Origin of the sequence: Streptomyces flavofungini (assembly GCF_041028215.1) — a bacterium.
GTDB classification, from domain to species: Bacteria; Actinomycetota; Actinomycetes; order Streptomycetales; family Streptomycetaceae; genus Streptomyces; species Streptomyces flavofungini_B.
The window spans coordinates 1-4,788 of the sequence record NZ_JASKYR010000832.1 but is presented as its reverse complement, the minus strand read 5'-3'; the positions used below and the strand labels follow the sequence as shown (position 1 = coordinate 4,788).

Here is a 4,788-nt window from a genome sequence, read left to right as displayed (position 1 = left end):
TCCGTCCCGTTCCGGGACTATTCTCGGCCACCGCTGCCTCCCCGTTGTCCTCCCGGGTCGCGTACGCGGATGCGTACCGGGTTCCGCCGCCAGTGCCCGTCGGCGAGTGAACTCGCCCTTACCGTAAGCAACTTGAGGCCCAGCCATTGCCTGTGACCGCGGAAGCCCCTACGTTGAGCCGCGCCTTAACCCCGTTTAACCCGCCATTTATATCGCGGACTTCGGAAGGATGCCCATGCCCCCCACCCCACGAATATCCGGCCGCACCAGACGCACGTCCCTGCGCTCCCTCGTCGCCGTCGGCGCAGCCGTCGCCGCGGCCTTCGCCGCCACCGCCCCCGCGAGCACGGCCACGGCGGCGGACCCCGGCCCGGTGGTACAGGCGCAGCCGGAGGCCGGTCACGTCGCGCCCTGCGGCGCTGCCGGTGAGGGCGGCCAGTTCGCCGGGGAGCCGGGTGAGGTCCTCGACGGCCCGGGTGCGGCCGCCCAGGGTGCCCGCGATGAGCAGCAGTTCCTCCGTCTCCCAGGCGTCGCCGATGCCCACGACGTCGCAGTCGAAGGCGCCGGCGCACCGCTCGACGCGCTCGCGCAGCTCGGCCCGCGACTCGTAGCCGGGTTCGTTCTTGCCGTCGGTGAGGAGCAGGGCGTGGCGTACGTGGCTCTCGCGCCCGGCGGCGGGCAGTTCGCGGAAGAGCTGCCGGGCGCGTTCGAGCCAGGCGCCCATCGCGGTGCCGCCGCCGGGGGTGCAGCCGTACAGGGCGGCCTCGGCGGCGGCGCGTGACTCCGCGTGCGCGACGGCGAAACCCGGCCGCCGCGGGTGGATCATGGCGGTCCTGTCGCCCCCGGCGACCACGGCGAACAGCGCGCCGTCCGGGATGCGGGCCAGCGCGGACGTGGCGGCGGCGCGGGCGGCGGCGAGACGGCTCGGCGGGATCACCATCGAGGAGGAGTGGTCGATGAGCAGCACCTCCGCGAGCCGGGGCGGGTGCGCGGCGCCCGAGCTGTCCCGCCGGGCGGTCCCGGTGCCGTCGTCGGCCACTGGCCTGCGGACCGTCACGGTGACGACGGCGTACATCCGTGCGCTCTCCTCGGCGCCGGTGTGGCGCGGCCGGGGCAGCTCCACGACCTGGCTGACCTCCAGGCCGACGCGGGCCCGCACGGGGCCGGCGGCTCCGCTCAGCCGTCGCTCTGCGCCGAGGTGCTGTGCCTGATCCAGTCCTTGATGATCCTGCCCGGCCATGGGGTGTCCCTGTGGTGTCGTAGGGCGAAGGGGCGTACCGCGTAGGCGCGGTCGAGGAGCAGCTCGGCGAGCGGCACCCCGGACTCGCGCGGGGGCGCGTCACGCGCGGCCTGGTGGGCCAGGCCCCGGTAGAAGCGGGAGAGGTCCTTGCGCAGGGTCCGCTCGTCGGCGGGGAACTCCAGGCGCGGATCGGCCCGCGCGGCGACCGCCCGCAGCCCGGCGCCCGTCATCGGCCGGCCCCCGCCGGGCGGTGCGGCGAGGAGGCGGTGGGCGGCGCCCCACACCTCCGCCCGCATCCGGACGCGGGCCTGTACGTCGGTCAGGCCGTGCTCGAAGAACAGCGCGGCCAGGTCCCGCACGGCCGTGCCGAGCGCGTCCGCGTCCCGCGCGTGGTCGGCGCGCACCCGCACGGCGGCGGTACGGGCGGCCGTGCGGTGCCGGGAGTGCTGGGGCACGGCGTCGAGGGCGGCGATCGCGTCGGCCAGGGCGTCGGGCCCGCCGAGCGCCAGGCGCGCGCGGGCGGCGCCGAAGGCCGCGCTGCCGAGCGAGGGATTGCGCAGCCGTACGGCCTCGTAGAACGTGAGGGCCTCGTGCGGCCGGTCCAGGTGTTCGGCGCAGTGGCCGAGGGCCAGCTTGGGCGCGTACTCGCCGGGGATCGCGGCGTAGACCCGGTCGAAGTGGTCGCGGGCGGCGCCGACGTGGGAGCGGGCGAGGGCGAGCAGCCCGCGGTGCCAGTCGAGCCGCCAGTCGTGCGGGGCGCGTGCGGGGCCTATGGCGTCCTCGGCCAGGGTGAGCGCGGTCTCGGCCGCCGAGAGGGCGTCGGCGTCCGGCGGGCCGTCGTCCGTGCCCGGCGCGAGCCGCAGCCGCAGGCGGCAGCGGAGCAGCTGGACCTCGGGGGAGTCCCGCCAGTCGCCGGTGTGCTGGAGGAGCGCCTCCGGGTCGGCGTCGCCGAGCCTGCTCAGCTCCCCGTGGTGGTCGTCGTCCGGGTCGGGGCGCGGCACCGGCAGCCGCCGGGCGACCTGGGCCGGGGTGGGCGCGGGATGGCGGGCGGCGGCCCCGGGTGTCGCCCAGCGGGAGACGTCGGGCGCCGAGCCGAGCCCGCCGTCCAGGGCGTACGCGGACTGGAGGAAGAGCGGGGACGGCTCGAACGTCTCCACGCCGGTCCGCAGCGACCGGAGTTCGCGGAAGACGCCCCGGAGCTGGTCCTCCATCTCCCTGGCGGTGGCGAAGCGGTCGGCGCGCCGGGTGCGGGTGGCGCGGCGCAGCACCCGGGCGAGGGAGACCAGGCCGAGGCCGCGGTGCCCGGCGGAGGGCACGTCCAGCGGGCCGAGCGCGGAGAGCGCGGCGAGGTCGTGGCGGCTCCCGCCGATGCCGCACAGGGTGCGCAGCGTCTCGCCGAGGCTGAACAGGTCGTCGCGCGGATCGGATTCGCCGTGGTCGCCGACGCTCGGGGCGCGGTAGTCGTCGGTGGTCAGGCCCGGGGCGCCCGCGCGGCGCACGCTGCCGACGTCGATGAGTTTGATGGCGGAGCCGTCGTGCATGACGTTCGGCGGCTTCAGGTCGCCGTAGACCTTGCCGCGGTCCGGGGTGTGCAGATACGCGAGCCCGGCGAGGATGCGCACTCCGTAGGCGAGCGCGAACTCCAGGAACCGCTCGTGCCCGAACTCCTCGGGGTGCGCCTTGGCGCGTGCCCCCACCTCCTTGAGGGTGAGCCCGTCGACGTACTGGAGCACCAGGAAGTCGCCGACGCCCTCGTGGTGCCCGTAGTTGAACACCCGGATGAAACCGTCGTGGTTCAGCTCGACCAGCTCCTTGCGCTCGACCCGCAGGAGGCTGTACGAGTCGGCGGCGAGCTCCGCGTGCAGCATCTTGATGGCGACGGCACGGTCGTCGACCTTGGTGTCGTGGGCGAGGCAGACGTCGCCCATGCCGCCGTACCCGAGGAGCCGCACCAGGCGGTACTGACCGGCGAGCAGGGTGCCCGGCGGCAGCGGCAGCGCGCTGGGGCCGTCGAGCGGGTCCGGGCCGTCCGCCCGGTCCAGGAGCGTGATCTCGGGCAGGACCGTGGTGTCGGGGTTCTCCGGCGGCAGCGTGACGCGGGCGGGGCGCGGCGGCAGTGCGGCGGCGGGATCGGCGTGCACGACCCAGAACTGGGAGGACTCGCCTCGGCCGTACTCCCCGGCGTCCCGCGCCGCCCGCTCCCGCTCCCGCTCCCTCGTCCCCTCCCGCTCCGGGGAGGGCGCCGGTGCCGAGTGCCGACCCGTCTCCGGGTCCACGCGCTCGCCGCTGGCCAGGCAGTACCCGGTGGGCGTGACCGTGCCCGCGCACCCCGGGTGCGGGCAGGCCCTGACCGGCGTCATCCGGCACCGTCCGCCGCCGCGAGGCGCCGCACGACCCGCGTGAACGCCTCCACCGCGCGCTCGGCGTCGGCGAGCGGGCAGGGCCCCGCCATGAGCAGCCGCTGCGCCTCGCGGTAGGGGCCGACCGCCTCCGGGTGCTCGGCGAGACCGCGCCCGGCGAGCAGCGCGAGATGGTCGCGGAGCAGGGCCCGCAGCCGCAGATGCGCGTCGAGGACCGCGCGCAGTCCGGCCTCGGCGTCCTCGGCCCGTAAGAGGTAGGTGTCCACGGCCTGTTCGGCGTAGGAGAGCTTCTCCAGCAGGCGGGGTCCGCCCCGCCCGGTCAGGGGCCGCAGCTCGTCGCTGAGCTGCACCGTCCACAGCGCGGCCCGTGCCGCGTACCCGGTGGCCACCGGCGGGTCGACCACATGCGGCTCCACACGCTGGAAGAGCCGCCGGGCGCGCCGCTCGGCGTCGGCGAGGTCGTCGACGCGGGCGCCGATCCGCTGGAGCCACTGCGCGGCGCGCCCGGCGGGCAGCAGCCGCTCGGCCATCGCGTACGGGAACCCGTGCGTGCTGTCGCGCACCACGAGCAGCAGCCGCGCCCCCGCGTCGCTCAGCTCCCGCAGGACGCGGGCCGCCGCGCCCGGTTCGGTGGTCGACCGGTCGGCGTGCAGCACGGCCACGGCGGGCCGCCGGGGGACGGGCTGCCGCAGCCCGGCGTGCCGCAGCTCGTGCCGCAGCACGGCGAGCGCCTCGCGCAGCTCCGGCTGCTCGGGCTCGTCGAACGCGACCCCCTCCAGATCGAGGACGAGGCCGATGCTGCCGACCCGGGGAGTGATCCCGGCGCGGGAGAGGAGAGGGGCGCCGGTGTCCCCGGGGGCGGGCGGTTCCGTGCCGTCCGCCGCCGGTTCCAGGGGGCTCACCGCGAGCTGCGGGGCCTGTTCGCGGTCGGCCATGTTCAGGACCACGTACAGCGCCTGGCGGGCCCGTTCGTCGTCCTGGGCGATGAAGAGGACCTCGGTGTCGAAGGCGCCCGCGTCCGCGTTGAGCCAGCGGGTGACGGTGCGCTGGAGGCCGTGCGGGCGGGCCGCGCGGGCCGCCTCGGCGGAGACCACGCGGTGTCCCGGCACGGCGTGCGGCCCGGTCACGTACCGCTCGGCGAACCGCCGGAAGTACTTGGCGACGGTGGCCGCCGGGATCATGTAGCCG

2 protein-coding genes and 1 pseudogene are annotated in these 4,788 nt (G+C 76.4%); all 3 read right to left on the bottom strand.

Annotated features, from left to right (window positions below):
* Positions 1-118: 118 nt before the first annotated feature.
* The gene (locus AB8Z36_RS35195) at positions 119-1,159 is read right to left on the bottom strand and encodes a VWA domain-containing protein (RefSeq protein ID WP_369217455.1); all 1,041 of its coding nucleotides are present in this window, start codon (positions 1,157-1,159) and stop codon (positions 119-121) included.
* A 17-nt stretch (positions 1,160-1,176) separates the two neighbouring features.
* Complete coding sequence (locus AB8Z36_RS35190) at positions 1,177-3,600, bottom strand: tetratricopeptide repeat protein (protein ID WP_369217454.1); 2,424 nt, start codon at positions 3,598-3,600, stop codon at positions 1,177-1,179.
* Positions 3,597-4,788, bottom strand: a pseudogene (locus AB8Z36_RS35185) (hypothetical protein); the annotation flags it as partial. The pseudogene AB8Z36_RS35185 and the gene AB8Z36_RS35190, both read right to left, overlap by 4 nt.

Excerpts from the sequence above, each read along its gene's own strand:
- AB8Z36_RS35190 (WP_369217454.1), bottom strand. The coding sequence starts at position 3,600 with ATGACGCCGGTCAGGGCCTGCCCGCACCCGGGGTGCGCGGGCACGGTC.